This is a genomic window from Virgisporangium aurantiacum (assembly GCF_016863635.1).
In the GTDB taxonomy this organism is placed as follows: Bacteria; Actinomycetota; Actinomycetes; order Mycobacteriales; family Micromonosporaceae; genus Virgisporangium; species Virgisporangium aurantiacum.
Window position 1 is genome coordinate 104,513 of record NZ_BOPG01000061.1, and the last position, 26,090, is coordinate 130,602.

Below are 26,090 nucleotides of genomic sequence, written 5' to 3' on the forward strand. Positions count from 1 at the left end.
TTACTTGCCGGAGATCTTTGCCAGCTGCGACTTCGTCCACTCGGTCGGCACGAACTGGCCGCCCTTGACCGTGTTCACGGCGATGAAGTCGGGCTTCAGCCCACTGTGGTCGGTCTTCGAGTAGACGTAGCGGCCGTTCGGCGTCACCAGGTCGAGCGTCTCCAGCGCGTCGCGGACCTTCTTCTTGTCGGCGCCCTTGGCCTTCTCGATCGCGGCGGCGAGCAGCTTGACGCCGCTGTAACCGTCCTGCGCGAACTGCGGCGGCGGGTAGCCGTACTTGGCCTGGAACGCCGAGTGCAGCTTGGTGACGGCGTCCTTCTGCGGCCCGTCGGGCAGGGACGGGCCGATCACGCCGATCGAGCTGGACAGGGTGACGCCCTCGGCGGCCGGACCGGCCGGGTCGAGGAACAGCTTGCTCGCCTGCGCGCCGGTGAGCATCAACGGGACGCCCGCGCCGGCGGTGGCGTACTGCTTGGTGAACGCGACCGCCGGAGGACCGGTGGCCCAGACGGTGAGCGCCTGCGCGCCCGACGAGCGCACCTTCGCGAACACCGCGCTGAACTCGGTGGTGGTGGTCTGGAACTCCTCGGTGGCGACGAGCGTGACGCCGTACTGTCCGGCCTTCGCCTGCATGCCCCGGAACCCCGCCACCGCATAGGAACTCTTGGTGTCGTAGGCGATCGCGAGCTTGCTGACGTTGGTGCCCTGGAAGTACTGGAGCATCCGCTCGGCGTAGGTGGCCGAGGTGGCCGGCACCACGAACACGTACGGGTGCACGGGGTTGACCTGTTCGTCGGCCGGGGTGAGCGAGATGTAGGGGATCTCTTCCCGGTCGACGAGCGGGATGGTCGCCAGCGCGGAGTTGGAGAAGGGCGATCCGATGACCGCGTCGACGTCACCCTTGATCTCGTTGAAGGCGAGCACGGACTGATCGGGCTGGCTCTTGTCGTCCTTGACCGTGGTTTCGATCTTGCGGCCGGCGACGCCGCCCGCCGCGTTGATCTCCTCGACGGCGAGGTCGACGGCCTTCTTGTCCTCGGTGCCGAGGGACGAGTAGTTGCCGGTGAGCGAGACGATCAGCCCGACCTTGATCGGGCCGGCGTCGCCACCGGAGTTGTCGGATGAGTCGGAGCCGCAGGCGGCGGTTGCTACGGCCAATGTGAGTGTGAACGCTAAGGGCAGGAGGCGGCGCACGAGTTCCTCCGGTACGAAAAGGAGGGGTGACCGGGGCTGTGTTCCGCACCATAGTTAGGCGCGGATGTTGCAGCCGTCAAGAGGTTGCCGAATATCGCGTCCCGCAACTATGTTCGGCGCGTGACAAGCGTTGCGGCGCCCGAGGCGGCCGCGTTGCGTCCCCAACTCGTTCTGCTGCTGCTCTTCGGCGACCACATCCTCGGTAGAGACCGGAGTCTCTTCTCCGGCAGCGCCATCGACGTGCTCGGTCGGCTGGGCGTCTCCGAGCACGCCACCCGCTCGACGCTGGCCCGCATGGTGAACCGCGGCCTGCTCCAGCGCCGCCGCGACGGGCGTCGCATGTACTTCGGCCTCACCCCGCGGGCGGTCGAGATCCTGCGCGACGGCCAGCGTCGCATCTGGCAGACCGGCGCGGTGAACGACAACTGGGACGGCACTTGGACGCTGCTCTGCTTCTCGCTGCCCGAGGCGTGGCAGCGCGAGCGGCACGGGCTGCGGTCGCAACTGGCGTGGGCCGGGTTCGGTCCGCTGCAGGGCGGCCTGTGGATCGCGCCGGGCCACGTGGAGGTGCGCGCCGTGGTCAGCGGCCTCGGCCTGGACGCGCACGTGCGCGTCTTCCGCGCCCAGGCCGACGAGGTGACCGACGTGCGCCAACTGATCGGTGACGCGTACGACCTCGACGGGCTGGCCGCCCGGTACCACGCGTTCCTGGACCGGTGGGAGCGGGTGCTGCCGGCGCTCGCCGACCCGCTGACCAGCCGGCTGCTGGTGGTGGGGGACTGGCTGCGCGTGATCCGGCGCGACCCGCGCCTGCCGGTGCGGCACCTGCCCGACGACTGGCCGGCGGTGCGGGCGCAGGCCACGTTCCACCGGTTGGCCGGTGCGCTGGAGGAGCCGGCCCGCGCGCAGGCGGCGACTCTACTCGATATGCGCGAACTCTGACGGGTCCGATCGGGCGCGGTTGTATGGACCGTTCACCCTCTCGAACGGTCGATGAACTCCCGGTAACATCCGGCGCGCTTGTCATCCGCGCAGGTACACGGAGGTATCTCGTGCGCCGGTTACTGCCCCTGTCCGTGCTGCTCGCCGTCGTGGTCGCCACCGCCGGATGCGGCGACGACAGTGCGGGCGGAGACGGTGCCGGCAAGGACGGGAGCCGGCCGTACCGCATCGGCATGATCGCCCCGCTCACCGGCAACTACGAGCAGCTCGGGCGCGACCACAAGAAGGCCGTCGAGCTGGCCGTCGAGGAGATCAACACGGCCGGCGGCGTGCTCGGCCGCCCCATCGAGCTCCAGGTGCGTGACGACCGCAGCGAGCCCAACCAGTCGGCGCTCGCCTTCAACGACATCAAGGGCGGCGTCGACGTCGTCATCGGGTCGGCGTTCTCCAACTCCGCGCTGGCGACGATCCCGTTGGCCGAGGACGCCCGCATCCCGTACGTGTCGCTGGCACCGGCCGACGAGCAGGTGAAGCCGATCCGGCCCCACACGTTCGTGGTGCCCGCCACCTCGGCCCAGTACGCCGACCGCCTGCTGCAGTACTTCCAGGCGATGAACCTCAAGAAGATCGCCGTCGCCTTCGACGGCCGCAGCTCGTACGCCACCGCCGGGCTGATCGGCATGCGGGACAAGGCCGGGTACTACGGCCTCACGCTGGTGGCCAGCGAGGAGTTCCAGACCGGCATCTCCGACTTCACGGCGATCTTCAACCGGGTGAAGAACTCGGGCGCGCAGGTCCTGACGGTGTGGGCCACCGGCCCGCCCGCCGTGACGGCCACCAAGCAGTACGCCACCTCGAAGCTCGCCCTGCCGCTGGTGATGACCGGCGCGCAGGCCAGCCGGCTGTTCCTCGACCCGGCCGGCTCCGCCGCCGAGGGACTGACGATCGCCAGTTCGATCGGCGTCGTCGGGTCCTACCTGCCCGAGGGCGAGCAGAAGGAGGTGATCGCCAGCCTGTCGCGGTCGTTCCGGGCGCTCTACAAGTACGCGCCGCCGCAGTTCGCCCAGGACGGCTACAGCGCCGTCCAGCTGATCGCGGCCGCCGCGAAGCAGGCGAAGAGCATCGACCGGGCCAAGGTCCGGGACGCGCTGGAGAACATCAGGCTGGTGACGCCGAACGGCTACTACGCCTACTCCAAGACCGACCACAACGGGCTGACGAGCGACTTCATCTCGGTCAACAAGGTCGACGGGGGCGCCCTGATCCCCACCGACTGGGCGAAGTCGCAGTTCCCCGCCGCGATGCGGTGAACGATGCGGTGAACGACGTCAGGCGCTGATCAGCACCGGGCAGTGTGCGCTGTCGAGCATGCTGCTCGGCACCGGGCCCAGCAGGTCGTCGTCGCCGTGGCCGAGCACCACCAGTTGCGCCCGCCTCGACAGGGCGAGCAGCGCGGGCGTCGGTTCGGCCTCGATCGTGGTGGTGCGGACCGGCACCCGGGGGAACTTGTCGCGCCACGGTGCCAGCGACTCGTCGAGTTCGGCGCCGGCCGACGAGACCGCGATCAGCGGGCAGCCGCGCATGCCGGCCTCCTCGAACGCGAGCCCCACCGCCGACTGCGTACCGGCGGATCCGTCGGCGCCCACGACCACCGGGCTGTGGTCGGGCGGCAGCTGCCCCCGGACCACCACCACCGGCACCGCCGAGGCGTCGGCGACCGTGCGACCGGCCCGGCCCAGCGGCGTGCGGCCGGGTTCTCCCTCATCGCCCACGACGAGGAGGGCCGCGCCCGACGACGCCAGGCTCAACGCTTCGGCCGCGTCGCCGTCGACGATCATTCCGCTGACCCGCACCGACGGCTCCAGTTGCCGCGCGTCGGTGACCATGTGGGCGAGCTTCCGGCTGGCAAGCGCGGGATCGGACGGCTCGGTGGTGTCGACGAACACCACCCGTAGCCGGGCCCTCCGGCGCTGCGCCTCGCGGGCCGCCCAGTAGAGGGCGTCCCAACTCGGTGCTGTGCCATCGACGCCGATCACGATGTCGGAGTGTATGCCGGTAGAGATCATCGGCGCCGCCCTTCACCCGCCTCGCGTGCCCTCAACCAGACTCGCACGCCGAGGTTGCCGTGCGCGACGGTTCCTAACTGGAACCATCTGCCAATTCTGCCGTCCTCCGGTGGTCGATCCGTTCGCGATGTGTATTGCTCCGCACCTCGTCGATCTGCTCGCCGACCGCCCGCACCCGCTCGGCCCACGCGGCGGGCAGGTGCTCCTCGGCGTGGGCGAGCAGATCGGGGAGCGCGGTGGCGTCGGCGTCGCCGAGGGCGGCGTGCAGCCGGTCGAGGCTGGGCTGGGCGTCGGGGCCGAGGTCGGTGAGCGCGCTGATCTGGCCGGCCAGTTGGCGCAGGTCGGCGCCGTTCGACCGGGCCCAGGCGGTCACCGCGCGGTCGCCGGCCCGGCGGTCGCGCTCGGCCAGCACCCGTTCGTCGCCGGTGAGCCCCGCCTCGCCCGTCCGCGGCCGGCGCAGCCGCAGGTAGCGGCGCTCGGCGGCCTGCCGGCTGGCGACACCGAGCACGGGCGCGAGGTCGGCCCAGTTGACCCCGGCGGCGCGGGCGGCGGCGATCAGCTCGGGTTCGCGGGCGTCGAGGTGGTCGCGGAGGGCGCGGAGCGCGGCGAGGGCGGCCAGGGGATCGGTGGACGCGTCGAGCACGCGCGCGAGCGGGGTCGCATCGTGCATCACACACCTCAGTCGTATCTTCGATGACGTTCCGGTTGTCATCGTTTCGATGACATGCTACAACGGAATCAAGCGCATTGACCCGACAGGTTCGACGATTCGGGAGGTGGAACGATGTTGATGCGCACTGACCCGTTCCGGGAGCTCGACCGGTTGACCCAGCACTTCTTCGGCGGAACGCCGGCCGGCACGTGGTCGCGTCCCACGTCGATGCCGCTCGATGCCTACCGCAACGGTGACGAGTTCGTCGTCGCCTTCGATCTGCCCGGCGTGTCGCCGGACGCCATCGACCTCGACATCGAGCGCAACGTGCTCACGGTGAAGGCCGAGCGGCGCCCGCTCGATCTGCCGGACGGCGCCCAGGCGCACGTCACCGAGCGCCCGTACGGCGTGTTCTCCCGCCAGCTGTTCCTCGGTGACGCCCTCGACACCAACCGGATCCAGGCCAAGTACGACAACGGCGTGCTGGTCGTGCGCATCCCGGTGGCCGAGCAGGCGAAGCCCCGCAAGGTGCAGGTGGCGGTCGAGGGGAGCAAGGCTCCGCGGTCCATCGACGCCTGACCGCCTGACGCGGTGTGAACGGGGGTGACCACGATGCGGACCCTGACCCGCGACGCCTTCCTCGACGCGGTCCTCCACGATGACGACTTGCTGCGCGCGGAGTTCGACGCGATCGTGGCCGCGGCTTGGCCGGAGCCGCCCGCACCGCCCCCGCCGGCCGCACCGGCCACTCCCGGCGACCGTCCGGCCGCTCGGCCGGGGTCGCCGGGGCCGTGGCCCCCGAAGACCTTGCGTACCAGGCTCCCGGCGCCGGCGCGTCGGTGGTACTGCCGGCAGCGCTCTCCGCCCGACCGGAAGGGGGTGATGCTTCACGACCTGAAGATCTGCGATACCTCATGATCGTCCGGGCCGGACAGGAAACCTCGCGGCGTTCCCATGACGGACCCGCCCGCGCAGCGGCGCACAGGTCCGGCGGCGATCCTCAACTGAAGACATCGGCGGGCCCCGGTCGATCCGACCGGGGCCCGCTTCACCACTGCTCCTTCTGCGCCCGCGCCTCGTAGAGCAGCACCGCCGCCGACACCGACACGTTCAGCGAGTCCGCCTTGCCCAGCATGGGGACGAACACCCGCTTGAACTCCGGTTGGTACCAGGCCTTCGGGATGCCGTACCGCTCGGCGCCCAGCACGAACGCCGTGCGCCGCCCGCCGTAGCGGTGGCGGCGGTAGTTCTTCGCGTCGTCGGTGTCGGCGAGGAAGATGTCGAAGTTGTTCGCCCGGAGCCAGGCGATCGCGCCCTCGGGCTGCTCGAACTCGACGATCGGGGTGGTCAGCACCATGCCCTGGCTCGCCCGGAACACCTTCGGGTGGGTCAGCCGGGTGCGGCGGTTGGTGAGGATCAGGCAGTCGACCCGGCAGGCGTCGAGGGTGCGGATCAGCGTGCCGAGGTTGCCCGGGATCTCCATCCCGTCGGCGACCATCACCAGGGCGTCCGGCGGCAGGTCCAGGTTCTCCGGGTCCCACTGCGGGAGCGGCGCCAGCGAGAGCAGGCCGTCGGGACGGTCGCGCTCGGAGATGCGCTCCAGCGTCTTCGCGGAGATCTCGTAGGCGTTGTACGCCCGGTGCGCGAGTTCCTCCGCCCGCTTGTGCGCCTCGTCGCCGTACGCCGCCTCGGGCGACCAGAAGAACGTGTCGATCGGGATGTCGTGCTCGAGCAGCAGGTTGTGCGCCCACAGCCCCTCGGCGATGAACAGGCGGTGCGGGTTCGGCGCCGAGTTGCGCTGGATAGATTGCACCTGGCGGACCTTCGGGTGCTGGGCCCCGATGGGCTGCAGGCTCGGCATTCACGTTCTCCAGGATCTTTTGTTCGAGAGGAGCGGTGTTGGCGGAAGTTATCACGAGCGCGGCGAACCCCTTGGTGAAGCGGGTCCGGCTGCTCGCGGACCGCAGACACCGTCGCCGCGAGGGCGTATTTTTCGTGGACGGCGTGCAGCCCGTCTGGCGCGCCGTCGAGGCCGGCGCCGGGGTGGAGACCCTGATCGTGGCGCCGGACCTGCTCGCCGGATCACCCGCGATGCGGATGGTCGAGGAGCAGGAGGCCCGGGGCACGCGGGTGGCCCGCCTCAGCGGCGAGCTCTTCCTACGCATCTCCGAGCGCGACGGCGCACCGGGGCTGGCCGCGATCGTCCAGGGTCGCCTCGGCGGCCTCGACACGTTCCCGGTCGACGGGGTGTTCGTCGCGCTGCACGAGGTCGGCAACCCCGGCAACCTCGGCACGATCATCCGCACCGCCGACGCGGCCGGCGCCGCCGGCGTCGTGCTGATCGGCGACACCACCGACCCGTTCGCGCCGTCGGCGGTCAAGGCGAGCATGGGGTCGCTCTTCGCCGTCGACCTCGCCCACACGCCGACCCTCGACGCCTTCTTCGGCTGGGCCGCCGGCCACGGCGTCACCGTCGTGGCCACGTCGGGCCGGGCGGAGGACGAACACTGGAGCACGGCGTACCCGAGGCCGGTCGCGGTGCTGCTCGGCTCCGAGGGCAACGGCCTACCCGCCGACGCCCTGGCGCGGGCCGACCGCCGGGTCCGCATCCCGATGGTCGGCACCGCCGAGTCCCTGAACCTGGCCGTCGCCGCCGCCCTGCTCCTCTACGAACTGAACCACCCCTGACGCAGGTCGCCCGCGCCTTTCCGGATCTTGGATGCTTATTGCTGTCATTACGACCATAGAATTCCAAGATCCGCAAACTGGGCATGCGCAAGCCCGTCAAACCGCGCAAATCACCCAGTGGTCGGTCTGTCGGCGCGACAATGGTTCGCACGTTTCCGGATCTTGGATTGCACGAGGTGCTACAGCCCCGCAACGAGTCCAAGATCCGCAAACCGGGGTACACCCGGCACCGGGTCGCGCGGGCGACCGATCGGCAAGTGTGAGTGTCACAGGGACAGGATGGTCTGCTCGCCGGGGGCGTCGTCTGCGGCGGGCCAGCCGAACAGGCACAGCCCGGTGCGGCGGCAGCCGCGCACGAACGTCTCCCGGAACGCCCGGCGACCGGTTGTCGCGACGGCGGCGGCCCAGACCGCGACCAGCAGCATGCCAACGACGATCAGCGCCACGAACAGGAGAACCACCGACGTCACGAGCGGGATCAGTACGACGCCGAGCGCGAAGGCGCGTGCACCCCGGCCGGCCGCCCGGAGCCGACCGGCGGGCCGGCCCGGGTCCAGCACCCGCGCGATCGCCGGCGCCGCCCGCCGCAGCCCGGCGACGTACCGCAGGGCCGGCCACACCCGGGCCACCGGTGGCCCTTGCAGGATCGCGTGCAGTTCGCCCTCCCACTCGCGCAGGTAGGCGGCTCGCCGGTCGGCCGGAAGGCGGTCGGCCGCGCGCCGCAGGGCGGCGTGCAGCTGCAGGTCGATCCGCGCCCGGGCGCGGGCGCTGTACCGGCCGGCCACGATCAACCCCAGTTCGATCAGCGCGAACCCGGCGAGGAGACTCAGCGGAGCGTGCACGAACCAGGCCGCCGCTCCGCGAACCGAGGTGAGCTGCGCTCCGTCGCCGAGCAGGACGGTCCACATCACGGACGCGGCGAGAAACCAGCCGACCCGGGCGATCACGCCGGACCCACCTGCGGCCGCAACGGCGCCGGCGACGGGGACAGCTGGGCGTGCAGCCGCGCCAACTCGTGGCGGGCCGATGCCACGCCATGATCGGTCAACCGGTACCACCGGCGCTGCGGCCGGCCGAGGGTCGCGGGATCGCCGGCCTCGAACTCTCCCTCGAGCCAGCCGGACGCCTCCAGCCTCGCCAGGATCGGGTACAGCTTCCCGCTGGCGAAGCCGGTCCGCTGCATGAGCTCGTACCCGTAGCGCGGCTGGGCGACATCGTCGAGAAAGATCCGCAGCACGACCGCGACACCGAGGGTCACTCGCATAAGCAGAATTCTTACATAGGGGTGAGCGGGATGACCACATCTTCGCCGAGGGTGCCGTAGGCCTCGGGCTCGCCGGTGAGGACGAAGCCGCCACCGGAGGCGGCGGCGATCAGGGCCACGGCCAGGTCGAGCCGGCCGAGCATGCGCGTGGTGGCGGCGGCCATCGGCCACCCGTCGTCGGCCAGGGGCTCAAGATCGGAGGCGGGGTGCTCGGCGAGCACGTGCAGCATGCCGTCGTCGACCTCCCGTGCTGCTTCGACCAGGCATACCACCGGGACGACGACCACACCTCCCGCGTCGTTGACCTCGGAGATCGGCTCGCCGACGTCGACCGAGCCCGTGGCGTACGCGATGATCGCCGAGGTGTCGAGGACCAGGGAGTTCACGGCGCCGGAGAGGAGAACCCGAGCGCGGCCCGGAGTTCGGCCCGCTTCTCGGGCGTGGCGCGCCGCTCGGCCTCGGCCAGCTTGCTGCGGAAGCGCTCGCGGGCCTGCGCGCGCTCCTCGTTGGTCGCCATGGTCGCGGTGACCGGGTGCTCCCCCCGGGCCCTCATGGTCATGGTCGCATCGTACCGGTTTCTCGAACGTCAGTACTACCCCGTTCCGGCGTTCGGAGGGTGTCGAGGTGGTGGGTGAGGATCCGGCGCATCGTCGCGGGGGTGACCAGGTCGGGGTGGAGGACGGCGCTCATCGCCAGGCCGTCGAGGAGGGCGGCCAGGCGTTCGGTCTCCAGGGCCGGGTCGAAATCGTCGGCGACGCGGCCCAGTGACGCGGCGCGGTCGACGACCCGGCGGACCACCTGGCGGGTGCCCTCGTGCAGGCGGGTCGACTCGTCGTGGAGTTCGGGGCGGGTGCGGGCCGCCGTGACGAAGGCGAGCCACACCACGGTCTCCTGGTGCCGGGCCTCGTCGAGCGGGAGGAACTCGGCCAGGACCGCCTCGGCGACCTCGCGGGGCGGGGCCGGGTCGGCGCCGGCGAGGCGGTCGACGTGGCGCAGGATGCGCTCGGTCATCCGGGTGCGGAGGGCGGCGAGCGCGAACACCGTCAGCTCGGTGTGGCTGGCGAAATAGTGCCGGACCGAGCCGATCGCCAGGCCGGCCTCGTCGGCGATCCGGCGCAGCGAGGCCGCCTCCAGGCCGTCGCGGCTGATGACGCGGAAGACGGCGTCGGTGACCGCCCGGCGGCGGGCGTCCGGGTCCACGATCTTCGGCACCGTTCCTTTGTAGCACGACCGTGCTACTTTGTTTTAGCATCGCCGTGCTAAATAGGAGGTCGAGATGTGGTTGTCGGTTCTGGTCGCGGTGGCGGTCGTGGTGCTCGTGGTGAAGCGGTTCCTGGGCGAGCCGCTGGTGGCCCGCGACCTGCTGGTGCCGCCGGTCGTGCTGGTGGCGGTCGGCGGGTACGCCGTGGTGCGGGCCGGGCCGGTGAGCGTGCGCGAGGTGGTCTGGGTGGTCGGCTCGGCGCTGGCCGGCATGGTGCTGGGTGCGGTTCGGGGCGGCACGGTGCGGTTGTTCGTCCGGAACGGCGCGTTGTGGCAGCGGTACAGCGCGTGGACGATCGTGGCCTGGGCCGCGTCGATCGCCGTCGGTGCGGGGCTCGGGTGGCTGGCGGTGCGTGGGGGAGTGCGGGCGGAGGTCCGGCCGGTGACGCTGTCGGTCGGGGTCAGCCTGCTCGGTGAGCTGGTGACGCTGGGCGGGCGCACCTGGGTCAGGACAGCGGCAACCGTTTGACCACGTCGTCGAGCGAACGGGCGACCAGGAGGTGGCCGCCCGGCCGCAACCGGTCCCAGCGGTTCGCATCGGTGTCCCAGCGGCGCCACATCCGGGCGTCGGGCTCGATCACGACGGTGACGGACCCGCCCGGCACCACCTCGACGGCCCGCCAGCCGACCAGGCGCACCGGCTGGTCGGTTTCGGCCGGCTCGAAGTAGACCTGCACCACCTCGCGGCTGGTCTGCGTCGAGGTGTTCGAGACGGTCACCGACACGGCGAGCGGGTCGCGGGAGAGCGTCACGTCGTCGTAGCGCCAGGTTCCGTAGCCGAGGCCGTGGCCGAACCAGAAGAGCGGCTCGGGTGCCCGCTTGGCGAAGTGGCCGCGGTAGCCGAGGAACGGGCCCTCGGCGTACGGGAGTTTGCCGTCGACCGGCGTCACCGACCAGGCGGGCGCGGCGCCGTCGGCGGCGGGGAACGTCGTCACCAGGCGGCCGGCCGGTTCGACGACGCCGAGCAGCGCCGCCGCCACCGCGTGACCGCCCTCCTGGCCGGGGAGGCCGGCCCACAGCACCGCGTCGACCTCGCCCAGCCAGGGCATCAGGACGGGCGTCGCCGCGTTCACCACGACCACGGTCTGTTTCGAGGCGGCGGCGACCGCCGACACCAGCGCGTCCTGCTCACCGGGCAGCCGCAGCGTGGACTTGTCGACCGCCTCGGTCTCCTGCTCCTCGGTGGTACCGACCACCACCACGGCGACGTCGGCACGGCGGGCCGCGCTCACCGCGTCATCGATCACGGCCGCGACCGGCCGCGGCGCCGGACGGGCGATGAGCCCGAACCGGCCGAAGCCCGCCATCGGGCCCTCGCTGCCGGCGAGCGTGACCGTGGCCTCGACCACCGCGGCGTCATCGAGCGGCGCGACGAACGTGCGCGACGGCGGAGCGAGGATCTCCTCGCCGAACCCGCCCCGCGACGCCCGCAGCGAATACGACTCGTGCAAAAGAGTCCAGTCGCCGACGCCGAACGTGCCGAGCTCCGCCGCGCCGCCGGCGCTGACCGTGCCGGTGAACGTGATCGTGGCGACCGGGGTGTCGAAGTCGTCGTCCATGCCCACGACCGTGGTGGCGTCGGGCGCGTACCGCACCTCGACGACGGCGCCGTCGGCCCCGCGCAGCGTGACCGTCACGCCGGGCCGGTGGTCGGCGGTGGTGACGAACCCCCGCGCGGTGACCGGACGCTCGCGCACCTCGACCCCGTCGACCACCTCGACGTCGCCCAGTTCGGCGGCCAGGCCCTCGGCGACGCTGACCTGGTACGGCGGGTTCACCTGCGCCGAGCCGCCGCCCATGCAGACCGTGGCCACCGCGTGCCGCCCGATCAGCGCCACCGACCGGTCGCGGGCCAGCGGCAGCGCGCCGTTGTTGGTGAGCACGGTCATGCCGCGGGCGGCGATCCGGGTCAGCTGCTGACGGCGGGTCGGGTGGTCGGGGTCGGGGCCGGGGGTCGCTTCAAGGGACACGCGGGACGCCAGCAACCGCAACCGATCCAGGTGATCGTCCACTGTGGACTCTTTGACCAGGCCGTCGCGCACGGCTTTCACCAGCGCGTCGCCCCACGGGCCGTTCGGGCCGGGCATCACCAGGTCGAGGCCGCCGTTCGCGGACGCCGCCGTGGTCTTCGTGGCGAACCAGTCCGACATGATGAGGCCGCGGTAGCCCCACTCGCCCTTGACGATGCGGTTGTTCACGTGGTCGTGCTCGGTGGCGGCGACGCCGTTGACGTCGTTGTAGGCCGCCATCATCGACCACGCGTCGGCCTCCTCGACGGCGATCTCGAACGGCAACAGGTACACCTCGCGCAGCGTCGCCTCGTCGACCACGCTGTCGACGGTGTGCCGGTCGGTCTCCGACTCGTTGGCCACCAGGTGCTTGAGCGTGGCGCCGACGCCGTTCTCCTGCAGCCCGCGCACGTACGCGGCGGCGAGCTTGCCGGTGAGCAACGGGTCTTCGGAGTACGCCTCGAAGAGCCGGCCGCCCAGCGCCGTGCGGTGCAGGTTGATCGTCGGACCGAGCACCACGTGGATGCCCAGCCGGGCCGCCTCACCGGCGAGGATCGTGCCCACCTCGTACGCGGTGTCCTCGCTCCACGCGGACGCGATGAGCGTCGCGTTCGGCAGCAGGGCCACCACCGGCCCGCCGTGGAACTTCAGCCCGCGTACGCCGGTGGGACCGTCGGACAGCCGCAGTTCCGGATCGGTGGCGAGCGTGAACATGCTCGCGCCGGTGAGCAGCGCGACCTTTTCCGCGAGGTCCATGCCGACAGTTAACGGTATTCGGCGACCGCCCGCACGACGGCGTCGACATCGGAGTCGTCGGTGTAGTAGTGCACCGACAGGCGCAGAAAGTCGCCCCGGGGGCTGGTGACGATGCGTCGGGCCGCGAGGTACGCCGCGAGCTTCGCGGGATCGTCGTCGTACAGCGCGACCATCGGGCCGCGCGAGTCGTCGCCGGCGGGTGAGCCGATCCGCTCGCCGTCGGCGGCCAACCCGGCGTGGAGCTTTCCGGTGATCTCGACGACATGCCGGTGCACGGCCGGGCCGTCCAGGCCCGACAGGAGGTCGAGACCGGCCGCGGCCGCGTAGGCGGCGACGACCGACGGCGTGCCGGTCTCGTACCGCCGGGCGCCGGGCGGGAAGTCGACCCCGGTCGGGTCGAACGCGAACGGGTCCACCCGGCCGAACCAGCCGGTCAGCTGCGGGTCGAGATCGCGCGCGGTGCCGCGCCGCACGTACAGGAACGCGATGCCGGGCACCCCGAGCAGGTACTTCAGCGCGCCGCTGACCAGGTAGTCGCAGTCGAGCTCGCGCACGTCGACGGCCACCACACCGGCCGCCTGGTACGCGTCGACGAACACCTGCGCGCCGTGCTCCCGGGCCAGCCCGACGACGTCCTTCACCGGCAGCCGCTGCCCGTGCCGGTAGCTGACCAGCGGCACCGACACCAGCGAGGTCGAGTCGTCGATCACCGTCGCGAAGCCCTCGGCGGTGGCGAAACCGGCGCCGTCGAGCGGCGCCATCCGCACGGACGCGGACCGCTGCGCGTGCCACACCTGGCCCACCGAGGGAAACTCCAGGTCGCAGGAGACGATCTCCGGCTCGCGGAGCCCCGACACCACCTGGAACGCGCCGTCCGACGCGCACGGCACGATCGCCACCTCGTCGTCGTGCGCGCCGATGAAGGCGGCGAACCTCCGGCGCGCCTCGTCGATGCGGTCCATCCACACGTGCCACGGGTTGCCGTGCTCGACGAGCGCGCTCTGGAACTCGCCGAGGGCGCCGGCCACCGCGTCGCTGAGCGCGCCCTGGCTGCACGAGGCCAGGTGGGTCATCGTGGCCAGGCCGGGGAAGCGGCCGCGGAAGGCGTCAGGCCGCATCGAGCGACTCCCGGAGCCGGGCGAGGTCACCGTGCGCGGTGGCCAACCCCGGCCGGTTGCGCGCCGCGCGCAGGTCACCGAGCCGTTCCAGAAATTCGAGGACGACCGGCAGCGGCGGGCCGCTCGCGGTGAGGTCCTCGGCGTCCGGGGCGTGCTCGGCCGGCTCCACCAGGAACGGACGCACCAGCCGGTTGTGGTGGAACGAGTAGGCCGCGCCGTGCAGGCGGCACACGTCGAGGAAGATCCGGGCGTTCTCGCGCACCTGATCCGTGCGCCCGGCCCGCTGGAACTGCGCGAGGATCGACTCGCCGGTGCCCGCGGCCTTGAGCGGCTCCTGGTCCTCCGGCGGCACGTACGGCGCCTTCTCGGTGAGGATCCGGCCGTAGAACGGGTCGTCGCGGCGGCACAGGCCGAGCAGCAGGTCGATCTCGTTGATCCCGGCGAAGTCGCCCGCGTTGGCGCCGCGGTACTCGGCCGTGCCGACCCGGTACGACTTGAAGTACGGGCGCACGTTGTAGAAGAACCGGTCGACGTCGAGTTCGGCGGCGAGTTGGGTGTTGAACCGGAGCACGTCGTCGAGCGCGCTCCGGGCGTCGGCGAGCAGGTAGCCGGCCATCGGCGCGGCCACGCCCATCGGCGGGATCTGCCGCAGCGCGTGCGCGGCCCGCCGGTAGGCCAGCACGCCGAGCGCGTTGTAGGTGACGAAGATCCGCTCGTCGTCGAGCGACGTGAACAGCCGGTGCCCGTACAGGCACTGGTGCGCGAACACGTAGCGCGGCGCCACGCCGAGCGGGGCCGCGAGCGTCCAGGCCAGCGTCCAGGCGGGGGCGAGCACCTCGGCATGACCCTTGTCGATCTGGTGCCGGCGGCACGACGCGAGATAGCCGCCCACCGAGCCGAGCAGCTGGTAGCGGGCCACCGGATCGGTCGGCAGGTCGCCCGCGTCGAGCACGGCGGCGGCGAACTTCGCGCCGTCGAACAGGATCGCCTCTCTGCGGGCGTCGAGGTCGGGATCGCCGCGCACGATCTCGACGTGTGCCCGGAAGTACGCCTCCTCGAGCTGGGTGTTGAGCTCGACGAACTCGCCGTCGAGCCAACGCTCGAACTCCGAGCTCACCTCGGGGGAGACCGCAGGGTTGGCCATGTCTACCATCGTGATCCAGAGTGTGGACCACTACCAGTACCACAGACAGGCATTTGAAGTGGACCAATCCAGCCTCGGGACCGACTTCCTGCAGCTCCGGCCGGCCGACGCGCCGCCGAAGGGCCTGACCACCTGGCTGGCCGGGGCGATCCGGACCGCGATCGACGACGGGCGGCTGCCCGCCGGCCAGCGGTTGCCGGCCACCCGGGAGCTCGCGCAGGAGCTGCGCATCTCGCGCGGCGTCGTGGTCGAGGCGTTCCGCCGGCTGACGGACGAGGGTGTGGTCACCGCGCGGGCGGGCGTCGGGACGGTGGTGACGCCGCTCACCGCGTCACCGGAATCCGGCCAACCGACGACGGACCCGGCGGTGCCGCTGTTGCCCCAGCGACCGACCGCGCTGGTGGATCTTTCGCCCGGCGTGCCCGATCTGTCCCTGTTCCCCCGCGCGATGTGGCTGCGCGCCGAACGGGCCGTGCTCGCCTCGGCGGGGCCCACCGACCTCGGCTACGGCGACCCGCGCGGTGCGCCGGTGCTGCGCCAGGAGGTGGCGGGGTGGCTCGCCCGCAGTCGCGGGATCCGCGCGGACCCCGACGACATCATCATCGTCGCCGGGGTGGCGCAGGCGCTGGCGCTGCTCGCGCGGGTGCTGCGCGCCGCCGGCACGACCACGATCGGGATGGAGGATCCCGGTTCCCGCGGCGCCCGCGACCAGCTGGCCCACTGGGGTCTCACGCCGGAACCCGTGCCGGTCGACGACCACGGGCTCCGCGTGACCGACCTGGTCGCCTCCGGCCTGCGCAACGTGTTCGTGACGCCGGCCCACCAGTTCCCGACCGGCGTCGTGATGACCCCCGACCGCCGCCGCGCGCTGCTCGACTGGGCCGCCGGCGACGGCCTCGTGATCGAGGACGACTACGACGCCGAGTACCGCTACGACCGGGCGCCGGTCCCGGCGCTGAAGGCGTCGGCCCCCGACCGGGTGGCGTACGCCGGCAGCACCTCCAAGACGCTGGCGCCCGGCATGCGCCTGGGCTGGCTGCTGCCGCCGCGACGGCTCTACGAGCAGCTGGTGGTGGCGAAGCACGCCAGCGACCTGGGCAGCCCGGCGATCCCGCAACTGGTGTTCGCCCGGATGCTGGCGACCGGCGAGTTCGCCCGTCACGTCCGGCTGGTGCGGGCCCGGCACAAGGCCCGCCGCGACGCCCTGCTCACCGCGCTGCGCCAGGAACTGCCGTTCTCCCGCGTGCGGGGAGCGGCGGCCGGCCTGCACCTGATGATCCAGCTACCCGACCTGGCGGGCATGGCCGACACGGATCTGGTCGACAAGGTGCGCGCCGCGGGGGTGCTGGTGCATCCGTTGTCGTGGCACCGCCAGCGCCCCGGAGTGCCGGGCTTCGTGATCGGCTACGCCGCCCACCCACCCGGCCGGTTACGCGACGCCGCCAAGCGCATCGCGGCGATCGTCCAACCGCTGCGGGCGTCCTGAGGTCGGCATCACCAGGTGCGGTAGCGGAACCAGGATCGGGCGGCGCTCGTGTTCAGCAGGATCAGGCACAGCACGGGGTACGCCACGCTCGCGACCGAGACGTCGACCCGCTGGGTCAGCGCGATCGAGGCCGCCAGGCTCAGCAGGCTGATGATGCTCAGCATGAGCACGATGACCCGGGCCCACTGGCGTCCGCGCTGGAGCTTGCGGCCCAGGAAGATCGTGATCAGGCCGAAGAACGCGACGGTGCCGGCGATGACACCGAGCACCACGGCGGCGCCCTCGCTGTCGATCAGGTCGTCGGCGATCGGGGTGCCGGAGAAGTCCTCGTAGGTGCCGTTGGCGAACACGACCGCGGCCCAGGCGAACAGGGCGGCGACGCCGAGGGTCAGGAGACCGGCGAGGTACTGCAGGATCGCGAGGACGTGCACCCCCGGCGGAGCCGACCGGCGGGCTTGGCCATAAGGCGGCGGCGCGTACGCGGCGTACTGGGGCTGGCCGTATCCGTAGGACATCGTTGGCTCCTCGATCGTGAGTGTGCCTCGAAGCCTCACGGATACGGCCGATGCCGGAATCCCTGATTGGTGCCAGTCAGACCGTGGCGGTGTTGACCTTCAGGACCTCGGCGAGGTCGTACACGCGGTCGGCGCCGGGCGGGAGCACGTACCAGGCGACCCGCACGGTGCGGTCGTCGGTGAACGCGATGCCCTGGATGTCGCCGGGCGTGTTGCGGTTGTCGCCGGTGCTCCCGAGCACCGTGCTCCGCGGCCGCGGCCTCGCCGCGACGGGGACCGTGGCCAGGATGAAGTCGGTCCGGTCGGCGCCGAGACGGGAGAGCCCCACGGCGACGTGGCGGCCGTCGGGGGAGAGCCGGACGGCCCGGACGGCGGTGCCCGGCGCGCCGACCGTGACCGGCCCGCCGAGCAGGTCGGCGCCCGTGGCGAGGTCGTGCACCCGCACCTGGGCCGACCCGTCGTCGGCCACGCCGCTGAACAGCAGGCGGCCGCCCTGCACCGACACGTCGAACTGGCCGGGATCGTCACCGAGGTTCGTGTTCACCACGGCGGCGGACGCGGCCGCCAGTTTCTGCTCGGCGCCGGAGCCGAACTCGTGGAACACCACCCGCTTCCCGTCGCGCAGCAGGTACGCGCCGGTGGCCGTGGCACCGATGAGCCGCACCGACTCGCCGACGGTACGGACGTTGACGTGGTACGCCGGTCCGGGCGCGGCCGGCGTGGTGACGACGAGCACGAACTCGAGGTCGGTGACGTTCACCCCGTCCTCGCGGGCCACCCCGGGCTTGAGGTCGTGGGGACCGAGCATCACCAGCCGCCCGTCCGGCAGGCCGATGACGGAGTCCGCGGCGTCGACGCCCACCACGGGATGGCCGACGAGCTTTCCGGCGGCGTCGACCTCTCCGACGCCCTGCGGCCCGCGCACGCCGACGTTGCCGACGACCTGGTAGGCGTTGGTGAGCAGCAGGCGTTGCGCGGGGCCGGCCGGAACGGTGGCCGAGGCGGTCGCGAACGGTTCGGGCGCCGGCCCGGACCGGTGCGACAGCAACGGGACGCCCGCGGCGCCGGCGGCGACGGCCACCGCCGCGACGCCGGCCACGGTGCCGACGCGACGCCGTTGGTGCCGCCGGCGCCGCCGGTGCACGTCGGCGAGGCTGTGCCGCTCGTCGGGCACCACCTCGGCGGCGTGTCGTACGGCCTCGGCCAGGTCGGAGGGAATGTCGTTCACGGCTCACGCTCCTCGGTCGTCAACGTCTCGCGCAGGCCGGCCAGCGCCCGCGCCAGCCGGCTCTTGACGGTTCCCTCCGCGACACCGAGGACGGCGGCTGTCTCCACTGTGGATAGTCCTAACAGGACACGACAGACCACCACCGCCCGGAACGCGCGCGGTTGCGCCTGCAACGCGGCGAACGCCGCCAGGCCCGCCGGATCGGGCGCCGCGGAGTAGGCGTGTGCCGCATCGGCGTCCACTGCATCGGCGTCCACGAAAAGAGGCCGTTCCCGGCGGACCTTGCGCCACCACGACGTGGCCCAGTTGAGCCCGACCCGGAAGACCCAGCCGCCGGGGTTGTCGTGTGCCGAGACCGTTCGCCACCGGGCGTACGCGCGCGCCATCGCCTCGTCGGTGGCCTCGCGGGCCAGGTCGCGGTCGCCGAGGGTCACCACCAGCGCGCGGTAGACCCGGTCGACCTCGGCCTTGTAGAACCCCTCGAAGTCGGTCTCCGTTTCGAGGGCCTTCTCATCGGTCGCGGGGGATGTCACGTGGGTACACGCCCGGCGCCCGTAATCCGTTCCCGGCTATTCGCTTTCCGGCACGGCCATCTCGCCGAGTTCCGACCAGTCGCTCTGCGGCACGGTGACGTTGACGATGCGCGGCGTCTCGGCGAGGTATGTCGGGAGGGTCGCGGTCGCGGTGGCGAAATGCTCCGAGCGGACGTGCGCACCGCCGGCCTCGTCGTCGCGGAACGCCTCGACCAGCACGTACTCGGTGGGGTCGTCGAGGCTGCGGGACCAGTCGAACCACAGGCAGCCCGGCTCCGCCCGGGTGGCGAGCGTGAACTCGCGCGAGATCTCCGGCCAGCGGTCGGCGTGCTCGGGCCTGATCCGGAACTTGGCGGTAATGAAGATCATGGGTGGACCTTTCCGTGATCTTGGACTCCGGTACATCCTATGGCGTGGAGATTCTTTCGGCCGCCGCGCTGGGCGCGGCGTTCGCGTCGGGCACGCTGTCACCCGTCGAGGTGACGCGCGCAGCGCTGGCCGCGATAGCGGCGCACGACCCGGTGGTGAACGCGTTCGTGCTCGTCGATCCCGACCGGGCACTGGCCGACGCGCGCCGGTCGGCGGAGCGGTGGCGTTCCGGCGCTCCGTTGTCTCCGGCCGACGGGGTGCCGACGTCGGTCAAGGATCTGCTGCTGACGTCTCATTGGCCGACGCTGCGGGGCTCGTCGCACGTGGTTGCTTCCGTTTCGGATGACGATTCCCCTGCCGTGGCGCGGCTGCGGGCGGCCGGGTGCGTGCTGCTCGGCAAGACGACGACGCCGGAGTTCGGGTGGAAGGGCGTCACGGATTCCGTGCGGTTCGGGGTCACGCGGAATCCTCATGCCTCTGACCGGACCGCGGGCGGATCGAGCGGCGGCAGCGCGGCCGCGGTCGCGCTCGGGATGGGGACGTGGTCGGTCGGCACCGACGGCGGCGGGTCGCTGCGGATCCCGGCCGCGTTCACCGGGACGGTCACCATCAAGCCGACGTACGGGCTGGTGCCGTTGTGGCCGGCCAGCCCGTTCGGCACGCTGTCGCACGCCGGCCCGATGACCCGGAGCGTCGCCGACGCGGCGCTGATGCTCGACGTGCTGTCGGGGTTCGACGCGCGGGACTGGTCGGCGATGCCGACGCCGACGGGGTCGTTCCTCGACGGCCTCGACGACGGCGTGGCCGGGCTGCGGATCGCGTTCTCACCGGATCTCGGGTACGTCCGCAACGCGCCCTCCGTTTCCGCGCTGGTGCGCGCGGCCGTGTCGGGGCTGGCCGACGCGGGCGCGGTGGTCGACGAGGTCGACCCCGGCTTCGACGATCCGGTGGAGGCGTTCCACACGTTGTGGTTCGCCGGCGCCGCGAAGGTGGTCGCCGGCTTTGGTGGCGCCGACGATCCGGGCCTGCTCCGGGTCGCGGGCCTGGGTGCGGCGCTCACCGCCGCCGACTACCTCGACGCGACCGCGGTGCGGGTCGACCTCGGGGCCCGGATGGGCCGCTTCCACGAGAAGTACGACCTGCTGGTGACGCCGACGCTGCCGATCACCGCGTTCGAGGCGGGCCGCGACGTGCCGGCCGGCTGGCACTCGCCGAACTGGACGTCGTGGACGCCGTACACGTATCCGTTCAACCTGACCCAGCAGCCGGCCGCGAGCGTCCCCTGTGGTCTTTCCTCCGACGGGCTGCCGGTGGGCCTGCAGATCGTCGGCCCGCGCCACGCGGATGCCCGGGTTCTTCGCGCGGCGCGGGCCGTGGAGGCTTTTCTAGCCTGACGTGATCCGCACGTCGTCGATGCCGGCCTCCACCAGGCTGGCCGTGCCCCCGTCGGCGGCCTCGACGCGCAGCCGGACGGTCTGGCCCGCGAAGGCCGACAGGTCGGCGGTCGCCGTGGCCCAGGCACCGGCCCGGTTGCTGGCGGCGCCGGCCTGGGTGAACACCACCGACGTCGTCGTGCCGACCACCGAGACGCGCAGGAAATCGGCCGCGGCGGCGTTGTTCAGGTGTGCCAGGTACCAGGAGAACGACAACGTGAGGCGGGCGCCGGCCGGCAACGCGATCGCCGGTGACTGGATCGACGTGGTTCCGCCGTCGACGTCGTTCTCGCCCGCGGCGGCACCGGCCGCGGCACCCGTCACCAGGTCGTTGCTGCCGCTCGGCGTGGTGCCCAGTTGCAGCGTCACGCCGCTCGTGGTCTGCGCCGGGTCGCCGCGCTCCCAGCGTCCGGCCGTGGCCGTGTCGGTGCCGGCGGCGTTCGCGGTCCAGCCGGTGGCCGTCTCGAACGTGTCGCTGTAGACGGTGCCGGGCTGCGGCCCGGTGCCGGTCGGCGGGAACCGCAGCACGCGGTCGTCGTTCGCGGCCGGCGTGCCGCGGCCGTCCCGGTTGCTGGTGGCCACCCACAGGTAGCCGTCCGGCCCGAGCGCGACCGTACGCAGGCGCCCGTACGTACCCTGCAGTTCGGCGACGGGCGTGCCGCCACCCAGCGGGACCACCCACAGCCGCGTGCCGCGCAGCGCCGCGGCGAACAGGTTGCCGTTGGCGATCGCGGCGCCGCTGGGCGAGGCCACGGCCGTCGACCACGTGACGATCGGGTTCCGGAACGCCGGGTTGGTGCTCGTCCCCTCGGCCGTGGGCCAGCCGTAGTTGCCGCCGGCGACGATCTGGTTCACTTCGTCCCAGGTATTCTGGCCGAACTCGGTCGCGAACAGGCGACCCTGCGAGTCCCAGGACAGGCCCTGCACGTTGCGGTGGCCGTAGCTGTACACCAGGTTGCCGAACGGATTTCCGGCCGGCACGCCGCCGGTGGGCGTCATCCGAAGAATTTTGCCGTTGAGGCTGTTCGTGTTCTGCGCGTTGGACGTCACGTTGGCGTCGCCGACGCCCGCGTACAGGTTCCCGTCCGGCCCGAACGCGATGCGGCCGCCGTTGTGGATGGTCGACTTCGCGATGCCGCCGAGCACCACCTGCTGCGTGCCGATGGCGTTGAGGCGGAACCGCACGATGCGGTTGTCGTTCGCGGCCGTGAAGTAGGCGTAGACATACTGGTCCTGGGCATAGGTGGGGCTGACGGCGAGGCCCAGCAGGCCGCCCTCGCCGCCGGGCACCACGTTCGGCACGGTGCCGAGCGCCTGCGGCGCCTGTCCGGGCCGCAGTTGCAGGATGCGGGCGCTGTCGCGCTCGGCGACGAGGGCGCTGCCGTCGGGAAGGAAGCCGAGGCCCCAGGGCACAGCCAGGCCGGAGGCCACCACCTCCGGACGGGCATAGTCGAACCCACCGGCCTGTGCGGCGGCCGGCGGCGCGGACAGGGCCAACGTGCCGGCGACCGTGGCTGCGATCAGGATGAGCCGCTTTGACATACATCGACCATAGTCGATGGATTCAGCGACGGCGCGATGACACTCGAAGCACTCATCCAGTTGCCGTCGGTGATGGTGGCGGAGCGGCCAAGCCTGACGTTGTGTGGGTTGCGATGACGGGCCGCCCGGGTCGGGCTAGTTGTCAGTGTCTCCGAGGGTCGAAATCCCCGTGCCGGAGGCCAGCCGTAAAAGCGCTCCACGAGGCGGTTGAGAACCGGAGAATCGGACCATCCGCTGCCAGCTTCGTGTCGCGGACCAGGACAACGCCCGAGCTGACATACGAGGCGGCTACGCATGTGCCAGACGCACAGCGCGAACTGACCCTCCATTCGTTGGAGAAGGCCTCTCGGTTCAACCCGTGCTCCTTGTGGTCAGTTGATCAGCTGCATGGCTGTCCGACCCTACAACGAGTGCCCCGTTTCCTGGTTACTCCGCGCCGCAAACCGTGACCATTTAGAAATGGCTGGTTCGAAGGCAATTCAAATTGCCATTTGCCCTGGTGGAAGCCGGACGCATGAAACGTCGACGGTAGGCCGCACGTTGACACATGGCGAATGGATACCTGCCCGGAATGCAGGTTGCGGATTGAAGTGCCAACCGAGCCGTACGGCTATTCAGGCATGGTGATCAATGGGGAGTCGATCCCATACTTTGTGTAACCAAGCGGCGGCGCCCGGGTGGAGCCGGACGCCGCCTTTCGGACCCATCGCGGGGATGGACCGGCAATGCAGAACTTAAGACTAGACACCTGTCCTCCCCTGCGGAAGCCACCTGGGGAGGGCGCGTGCACATCTACTACAAGACTCCGTCCGTGCTCGTCACGGACGACGTGATCCACGTCGACGGGCGGCCGGCGCGTCGGATCGCGACCCTCGACTCGCTCTATGTCGTCGAGGTCCGCCTGCCGCTGGCTCCACAGTGGACAGATCCGCGTTCCGGGCAGGCCGTCGTCACTACGCTCGCCTCCTTCGCCGTGGCTGTCCACGACCTGACGTCCGGTGCCGGGGCGCCGTTCCTGATCCCGGCGCTCGTTCTGGGCGTCGCCGGACTCGCCTTTCTCGCCGGTGGCCGGAACGCCGGAACCGTCGGCGAGCTGTGGGCAGTGACCTGTACGGGCAATGTGTGCCTTGTCCGGAGCCGGAACAGGGACACCATCGTTCAGATCCGGCGCGCGGTCACCGACGCCTTGGAGGGGCGTCGGCCGTGATCGCTGACCCGGTGGTGAAGCGGGATGACGGCGAATCGCCCGCGGTCGCTCGACGTCGCCTCCGGTTGGCCCTTCGGCGCCTGCGGGAGTCGCTCGGACTGACCCAGGCCGACGTCTCCGGGCATTTGCGATGGTCACTTTCCAAGGTCAACAGGATGGAAACCGGCGAGGTCACGATCTCGGCCGGCGACCTCGAGGCGATTCTGGCCTTCTTCGGCATTTCCGATGGGAAAAAGGCCGCGCAACTCGCACAGCACTGCCGCCTCGCCCGACGTCGCGGATGGTGGGACCGGTCCGAGATCCGGCCGCATCTCACGCCGGCGCTGACAAATCTGCTCCAGTTCGAAAGCGACGCCGCGCACATCATGGCGTTCGGTCCTTCGATCCTGCCCGGAATCATCCAGACGCACGCAATGGCGGCGGTCATTCTCGCCGACTACGCGGACGTCCTCACGGAGGAGCAGCGAGCTGCGCGGTTCACACTTCGCATGCGTCTGCGGGAACAGGCCATCGGTCGCGAGTCCGGAACGACGTGCACCGTCGTGTTGGACGAATCCGTCGTCCTGCGGGAGTTCGGCGGCCTGCGGCTGCTGGCCAGCCAGCTCGAGGACATGCTGGAGGCCGTCGATGACCAACGGCTGGACGTCCGCATCCTTCCGTTCACCGCGCCCACGCTGTTCGGTCTCGAGAACCCGTTCATGCTCGTCGAACTGGATGACGGCGACACGGTCCTGTACCGGGAGGGCATCACCGACGAGTTCTTCGACGACGGGGCGATGGTCGACCGCTACCGGCGGATCTTCGAGCGGCAGTTGGAGGGTGCGCTGAGTCCGGCGGCCTCGGTGCGGCTGGTCAAGGCTCGGCTGGCGGCGATCGAGTCGGCGCTCGACCGGCTGTGATCTCCTCCTTGAGGAGTAGACCGTTATACCGGGGTCTTTGTCCGCTCCCGGCTATCGAAGACCGTGGACGCTGCTGCCCGGCGCTCGGCGTTCATAACGTCGTTCCCGTGATAGAAGTGGAGAACCTCACCAAGCGGTACGGCTCGACGGTCGCCGTCGACGGGTTGTCGTTCCGGATCCGGCCCGGACAGGTGACGGGCTTCCTGGGCCCGAACGGCGCCGGCAAGTCGACGACGATGCGCATGATCATCGGCCTGGACCGGCCCACCGCCGGCACGGCCACGGTGCTCGGCAAGCCTTACGTCGAGCACGTCGCCCCGCTGTGCGTCCTCGGCGCGCTGCTGGAGGCGAAGTCGGTGCACCGCGGGCGGAGTGCCCGCAACCACCTGCTCGCGTTGGCGCAGACGCACGGGATCGGGCCTCGTCGCGTCGACGAGGTTCTGGAGACGGTGGGCCTGAGCGGGGTCGCCGGGCGCCGGGCCGGCGGCTTCTCGCTGGGCATGGGCCAGCGGCTGGGCATCGCCGCGGCGCTGCTCGGTGACCCGGCCGTCGTCATGCTCGACGAGCCGGTCAACGGCCTCGACCCGGACGGCGTCCGCTGGATCCGCACGCTGCTGAAGGATCTCGCGGCCGAGGGGCGCACGGTGCTGGTGTCGAGCCACCTGATGAGCGAGATGGCGGTCACCGCCGAGCATCTGGTGGTGATCGGCCGGGGCCGGCTGCTCGCCGAGACGTCCGTCGCGGACCTGATCGCGCGGGTGGCGGTGTCGCGGGTGCTGGTGCGCTCGCCCGACGCCGGACCGCTCCGCGACGCGCTGGTGCACACCGGCGCGACCGTCACCGGCAGCGAACCCGGCCGGCTCGACGTGGGCGGCGCCAGCGCGGAGAGCATCGGCGACCTGGCCCGCAAGCACGGGTTCGCGCTGCATGAACTGACGCCGCAACGCGCGTCACTGGAGGAGGCGTACATGGAATTGACGAACGGACAGGGGCTGCCGGCATGAAGGTCACATTTCGCCGCGTCCTTCGGTCGGAGTGGACGAAGCTGGTCTCGTTGCGGTCCACCTGGATCCTGCTCGGTGTCGTCGCGGTCCTGATGGTGACGGTCGCCGGGTTGATCGGCTGGCGGGCGAGCCTCGACCCCGCCACGGAGAACACGGTGACGCTCGCCGTCGCGCGGGCGTTCCTCAGCGTCGACCTGGCGTCGCTGATCGTGGGTGTCTTCGGGATCCTGCTCATGACGGGCGAGTACAGCTCGGGCGCGATCCGGTCGACGCTGGCGGCGGTGCCGCGGCGGCTGCCCGTCCTGGCGGCGAAGGCGCTGGCGCTGGCCGGGCTGATGCTGCCCGTGATGGCGGTCGCGAGCGTGGCATCGTTGCTGGTCAGCCAGGCGTTCGCCGACGCGGCGGAGCGGGTCGGGCTGGGCGACGACGGCGTCCTGCGCGCCACCGCCGGCGCGGCCTGCGCGCCCGTCCTGCTGGGGCTGCTCGGGATGGGCATCGGTGCGATGGTGCGGCACACCGCGGCCGCGATCACCGTGTACGTCGCCGTGCTGCTCGTGATCCCGGCGCTGCTGCCGGCCGTGCTGTCGCAACGGCTCGAGGAGGACGTGATCCCGCTGGTGCCGGTCGCCGCGGGCCAGTCGCTGTACGCGATCGGCAAGTCCGACGGCGGGGGCGGACTCCAGCTCCTGTCGCCCGGCCCGGCGGCGCTGGTGATGGCCGCGTGGATCGTCGCGATCCTGGCCGGGGGAGCGCTGGCGCTGAAGCGTCGCGACGCATGATG

29 protein-coding genes are annotated in these 26,090 nt (G+C 71.5%); 11 read left to right on the forward strand and 18 right to left on the reverse strand.

Annotated features, from left to right (window positions below; translation table 11 throughout):
• A complete protein-coding gene (locus Vau01_RS42105) occupies positions 1-1,158 on the reverse strand; it encodes an ABC transporter substrate-binding protein (RefSeq protein ID WP_239152289.1) in 1,158 nt (385 codons plus the stop codon).
• A 156-nt stretch (positions 1,159-1,314) separates the two neighbouring features.
• On the opposite strand from Vau01_RS42105, the gene Vau01_RS42110 reads away from it, so the two are divergent.
• Both Vau01_RS42110 and Vau01_RS42115 read left to right on the forward strand, forming a co-directional pair.
• On the forward strand, positions 1,315-2,136 hold the full coding sequence (locus Vau01_RS42110; protein ID WP_239152290.1) for a PaaX family transcriptional regulator: 822 nt from the start codon (positions 1,315-1,317) through the stop codon (positions 2,134-2,136).
• 110 nt (positions 2,137-2,246) lie between these two features.
• Positions 2,247-3,446, forward strand: a complete 1,200-nt coding sequence (locus Vau01_RS42115) for an ABC transporter substrate-binding protein (RefSeq protein WP_204005580.1) — start codon at positions 2,247-2,249, stop codon at positions 3,444-3,446.
• Positions 3,447-3,464: 18 nt separating this feature from the next.
• Here the strand turns inward: Vau01_RS42115 and Vau01_RS42120 are convergent, their stop codons facing one another.
• Both Vau01_RS42120 and Vau01_RS42125 read right to left on the reverse strand, forming a co-directional pair.
• A complete protein-coding gene (locus Vau01_RS42120; protein WP_204005582.1) occupies positions 3,465-4,172 on the reverse strand; it encodes a universal stress protein in 708 nt (235 codons plus the stop codon).
• Between the two features lie 103 nt (positions 4,173-4,275).
• The gene (locus Vau01_RS42125; protein WP_204005583.1) at positions 4,276-4,872 is read right to left on the reverse strand and encodes a type III effector protein; all 597 of its coding nucleotides are present in this window, start codon (positions 4,870-4,872) and stop codon (positions 4,276-4,278) included.
• A gap of 114 nt (positions 4,873-4,986) precedes the next feature.
• On the opposite strand from Vau01_RS42125, the gene Vau01_RS42130 reads away from it, so the two are divergent.
• Entirely contained in the window at positions 4,987-5,433 is a 447-nt protein-coding gene (locus Vau01_RS42130) for an Hsp20/alpha crystallin family protein (protein WP_204005584.1), read from the forward strand.
• 469 nt (positions 5,434-5,902) lie between these two features.
• On the opposite strand, the gene Vau01_RS42135 is transcribed toward Vau01_RS42130, so the two are convergent.
• Positions 5,903-6,715 (reverse strand): TrmH family RNA methyltransferase, encoded by an 813-nt coding sequence (locus Vau01_RS42135; RefSeq protein WP_373320383.1) that lies wholly within the window; start codon positions 6,713-6,715, stop codon positions 5,903-5,905.
• A 38-nt stretch (positions 6,716-6,753) separates the two neighbouring features.
• On the opposite strand from Vau01_RS42135, the gene Vau01_RS42140 reads away from it, so the two are divergent.
• Entirely contained in the window at positions 6,754-7,542 is a 789-nt protein-coding gene (locus Vau01_RS42140) for a TrmH family RNA methyltransferase (protein ID WP_204005586.1), read from the forward strand.
• 266 nt (positions 7,543-7,808) lie between these two features.
• Here the strand turns inward: Vau01_RS42140 and Vau01_RS42145 are convergent, their stop codons facing one another.
• Genes Vau01_RS42145 through Vau01_RS42165 form a run of 5 tightly spaced genes read right to left on the reverse strand, consistent with a single transcriptional unit; the run spans position 7,809 to position 10,018 of the window.
• Positions 7,809-8,489, reverse strand: coding sequence for a hypothetical protein (locus Vau01_RS42145; RefSeq protein ID WP_204005587.1), 681 nt, complete (start codon positions 8,487-8,489; stop codon positions 7,809-7,811).
• Positions 8,486-8,806, reverse strand: a complete 321-nt coding sequence (locus Vau01_RS42150) for a PadR family transcriptional regulator (RefSeq protein WP_204005588.1) — start codon at positions 8,804-8,806, stop codon at positions 8,486-8,488. The genes Vau01_RS42145 and Vau01_RS42150 overlap by 4 nt, the downstream gene beginning before the upstream one ends.
• Positions 8,807-8,817: 11 nt before the next feature.
• The gene (locus Vau01_RS42155; RefSeq protein WP_204005589.1) at positions 8,818-9,192 is read right to left on the reverse strand and encodes a hypothetical protein; all 375 of its coding nucleotides are present in this window, start codon (positions 9,190-9,192) and stop codon (positions 8,818-8,820) included.
• Complete coding sequence (locus tag Vau01_RS42160; protein WP_204005591.1) at positions 9,189-9,365, reverse strand: hypothetical protein; 177 nt, start codon at positions 9,363-9,365, stop codon at positions 9,189-9,191. Before Vau01_RS42160 ends, Vau01_RS42155 begins: the two co-directional genes overlap by 4 nt.
• The gene (locus Vau01_RS42165; protein WP_204005593.1) at positions 9,362-10,018 is read right to left on the reverse strand and encodes a TetR/AcrR family transcriptional regulator; all 657 of its coding nucleotides are present in this window, start codon (positions 10,016-10,018) and stop codon (positions 9,362-9,364) included. Before Vau01_RS42165 ends, Vau01_RS42160 begins: the two co-directional genes overlap by 4 nt.
• A gap of 64 nt (positions 10,019-10,082) precedes the next feature.
• Here Vau01_RS42165 and Vau01_RS42170 point away from each other — a divergent pair, with 64 nt between their 5' ends.
• Entirely contained in the window at positions 10,083-10,535 is a 453-nt protein-coding gene (locus Vau01_RS42170) for a DUF1453 family protein (RefSeq protein ID WP_204005595.1), read from the forward strand.
• Here Vau01_RS42170 and Vau01_RS42175 read toward each other — a convergent pair.
• The 3 genes from Vau01_RS42175 to Vau01_RS42185 are packed head-to-tail and all read right to left on the reverse strand — an operon-like array spanning position 10,513 to position 15,093.
• Positions 10,513-12,831 carry a beta-glucosidase family protein gene (locus Vau01_RS42175; protein WP_204005597.1) on the reverse strand — a complete coding sequence of 773 codons (2,319 nt, stop codon included), beginning with the start codon at positions 12,829-12,831 and terminating at the stop codon, positions 10,513-10,515. The genes Vau01_RS42170 and Vau01_RS42175 overlap by 23 nt on opposite strands.
• Positions 12,832-12,839: 8 nt before the next feature.
• A complete protein-coding gene (locus Vau01_RS42180; protein ID WP_204005599.1) occupies positions 12,840-13,949 on the reverse strand; it encodes an aminotransferase class V-fold PLP-dependent enzyme in 1,110 nt (369 codons plus the stop codon).
• Complete coding sequence (locus Vau01_RS42185; RefSeq protein WP_204005601.1) at positions 13,939-15,093, reverse strand: monodechloroaminopyrrolnitrin synthase PrnB family protein; 1,155 nt, start codon at positions 15,091-15,093, stop codon at positions 13,939-13,941. Before Vau01_RS42185 ends, Vau01_RS42180 begins: the two co-directional genes overlap by 11 nt.
• Here Vau01_RS42185 and pdxR point away from each other — a divergent pair.
• Positions 15,092-16,579 carry a MocR-like pyridoxine biosynthesis transcription factor PdxR gene (gene pdxR / locus Vau01_RS42190; RefSeq protein WP_204005603.1) on the forward strand — a complete coding sequence of 496 codons (1,488 nt, stop codon included), beginning with the start codon at positions 15,092-15,094 and terminating at the stop codon, positions 16,577-16,579. The two genes, Vau01_RS42185 and pdxR, sit on opposite strands and share 2 nt — an antisense overlap.
• Before the next feature lie 8 nt (positions 16,580-16,587).
• On the opposite strand, the gene Vau01_RS42195 is transcribed toward pdxR, so the two are convergent.
• The 4 genes from Vau01_RS42195 to Vau01_RS42210 form a co-directional block, all read right to left on the reverse strand.
• Positions 16,588-17,094 (reverse strand): hypothetical protein, encoded by a 507-nt coding sequence (locus Vau01_RS42195; RefSeq protein ID WP_204005604.1) that lies wholly within the window; start codon positions 17,092-17,094, stop codon positions 16,588-16,590.
• A gap of 76 nt (positions 17,095-17,170) precedes the next feature.
• Positions 17,171-18,322, reverse strand: a complete 1,152-nt coding sequence (locus tag Vau01_RS42200) for a YncE family protein (protein ID WP_204005605.1) — start codon at positions 18,320-18,322, stop codon at positions 17,171-17,173.
• Positions 18,319-18,855, reverse strand: a complete 537-nt coding sequence (locus Vau01_RS42205; protein ID WP_204005606.1) for an RNA polymerase sigma factor — start codon at positions 18,853-18,855, stop codon at positions 18,319-18,321. The genes Vau01_RS42200 and Vau01_RS42205 overlap by 4 nt, the downstream gene beginning before the upstream one ends.
• 36 nt (positions 18,856-18,891) lie before the next feature.
• A complete protein-coding gene (locus tag Vau01_RS42210; protein ID WP_204005607.1) occupies positions 18,892-19,224 on the reverse strand; it encodes a putative quinol monooxygenase in 333 nt (110 codons plus the stop codon).
• A 44-nt stretch (positions 19,225-19,268) separates the two neighbouring features.
• Between Vau01_RS42210 and Vau01_RS42215 the strand changes: the two genes are divergently transcribed.
• Positions 19,269-20,618 carry an amidase gene (locus tag Vau01_RS42215; RefSeq protein ID WP_204005608.1) on the forward strand — a complete coding sequence of 450 codons (1,350 nt, stop codon included), beginning with the start codon at positions 19,269-19,271 and terminating at the stop codon, positions 20,616-20,618.
• Here Vau01_RS42215 and Vau01_RS42220 read toward each other — a convergent pair.
• Both Vau01_RS42220 and Vau01_RS42225 read right to left on the reverse strand, forming a co-directional pair.
• The gene (locus Vau01_RS42220; protein ID WP_204005609.1) at positions 20,610-22,199 is read right to left on the reverse strand and encodes a PQQ-dependent sugar dehydrogenase; all 1,590 of its coding nucleotides are present in this window, start codon (positions 22,197-22,199) and stop codon (positions 20,610-20,612) included. The genes Vau01_RS42215 and Vau01_RS42220 overlap by 9 nt on opposite strands.
• A gap of 142 nt (positions 22,200-22,341) precedes the next feature.
• Positions 22,342-22,554, reverse strand: a complete 213-nt coding sequence (locus tag Vau01_RS42225) for a DUF397 domain-containing protein (RefSeq protein WP_204005611.1) — start codon at positions 22,552-22,554, stop codon at positions 22,342-22,344.
• Between the two features lie 429 nt (positions 22,555-22,983).
• Between Vau01_RS42225 and Vau01_RS42230 the strand changes: the two genes are divergently transcribed.
• From Vau01_RS42230 to Vau01_RS42245, 4 genes are all read left to right on the forward strand, one after another.
• Entirely contained in the window at positions 22,984-23,406 is a 423-nt protein-coding gene (locus Vau01_RS42230; protein ID WP_204005613.1) for a DUF6232 family protein, read from the forward strand.
• On the forward strand, positions 23,295-24,305 hold the full coding sequence (locus Vau01_RS42235) for a helix-turn-helix domain-containing protein (protein ID WP_204005615.1): 1,011 nt from the start codon (positions 23,295-23,297) through the stop codon (positions 24,303-24,305). The genes Vau01_RS42230 and Vau01_RS42235 overlap by 112 nt, the downstream gene beginning before the upstream one ends.
• A gap of 107 nt (positions 24,306-24,412) precedes the next feature.
• Positions 24,413-25,309, forward strand: coding sequence for an ABC transporter ATP-binding protein (locus Vau01_RS42240; RefSeq protein WP_204005616.1), 897 nt, complete (start codon positions 24,413-24,415; stop codon positions 25,307-25,309).
• Positions 25,306-26,088 carry an ABC transporter permease subunit gene (locus Vau01_RS42245; RefSeq protein WP_204005618.1) on the forward strand — a complete coding sequence of 261 codons (783 nt, stop codon included), beginning with the start codon at positions 25,306-25,308 and terminating at the stop codon, positions 26,086-26,088. Before Vau01_RS42240 ends, Vau01_RS42245 begins: the two co-directional genes overlap by 4 nt.
• The last annotated feature ends 2 nt before the right edge of the window (positions 26,089-26,090 follow it).